At 31.0% G+C, this 1,291-nt stretch carries 1 protein-coding gene; it reads left to right on the top strand.

The annotated features are described in order from the left end of the window. Positions 1 to 1,291, top strand: a 1,291-nt coding sequence (locus AJN64_RS04275; RefSeq protein WP_148122987.1) for an autotransporter outer membrane beta-barrel domain-containing protein, incomplete at both ends; no start/stop codon positions are given.

Raw genomic sequence — 1,291 nt, forward strand, 5'->3', positions numbered from 1 at the left:
AGTAATAATAATTTAAGTTTAAAAAATGATTCTGATGCGACTATTACAAGTGGTATTAAAAATGAAGGTAGTGGAACCATCTTTGTTAATAACCAAGGAACCATAGATAAAGATAATAGTGGTAATCATTTAGTTAACAGCGGATCTGGTAGCATAGTCATAGAAGATTGGCTTGTTACTACAGATAAAGATACGGGTAAATTAGACACTATAGTTGTAGGTGGAAGTGGAAATGGAAATGTAAGTGCTGATAAAATTACTATAGATGAGGGTAATCTCGATCTAGGACAACTTGATAATATAAATGATATCATCTCAGGTGTTAATCAAAACAATATTGGCAATATAGGAACCAATGGAGGTGGAGAAATATCTTTAAGCTTTGATCCAATAACAGGAAAGCTTACTACAGATTTTAATCTTAATGCCTCCATATCAGGTGCAACCTTTAGATCTTTAATCTCTACTACTTCAAGAAGATCTACCTTTATAGATAATGTTATGGGTAATTCTATGCAAACTTTTGCTTTAGCTTCTTCAAGTAAATCTCAAAGCATTGCTATGTCTGAAAAGGGTAATTTATATGCAGATGCAAGTGATTATATAAAGAGTGATTTAAATAATGGAAGCTATGGTTCTAATAAAGAACATTCTTTATTCATCCTTCCTTATACTTCTTCACAGAATGTTGAACTTTCTTTAAATGAAGAAAGTAAAGGACACACTAAAGGAACCATTATAGGTTATTCTACTTTAAAAGACAGTGGAATATATGGTGTGTATGCAGGTTATGAAGATACAAAAATGGGTTCAACTTATTTTGATATTAATAATAGAACCTATTATGCAGGTTTAAAATACTTTAATACCTTATTTACTACAGAAAAAGGTCAAGAAGTTTATATCAAAGCTCAAGGTAAAGCTGCTTTGATTAAAAATGATTTAACTAAAAAAATAGGAAATAATGAAGCTAAAGCTGAACCTAATTCTTATGCTTATGGAGTCAATACAGCCTTAGGTATGAATTTTATTTCTAATAAAGATATATTCTCCCCTGAAATAGGTCTTGCTTATGAAGGAGGCTATACTGAAGCTTTTTCTATGAAAGACACTATAGGACAAGCAACAGTTAAAGGTGGAGAAAGAACCTATGCAAACTATTTAAATCTTTTCTCTACTAAAACAAGCTTTACTTGGTTTAGAGATTGGTTGCCTAATTTAAAAACTTCAGTAGAACTTGGAGCTAAGTTTAATATCAATCCTAAAGTAGAAGCTGAGGCTAGATTTGGAA

The organism is Campylobacter sp. BCW_4332, assembly GCF_001763175.1.
Classification (GTDB): Bacteria; Campylobacterota; Campylobacteria; order Campylobacterales; family Campylobacteraceae; genus Campylobacter_D; species Campylobacter_D jejuni.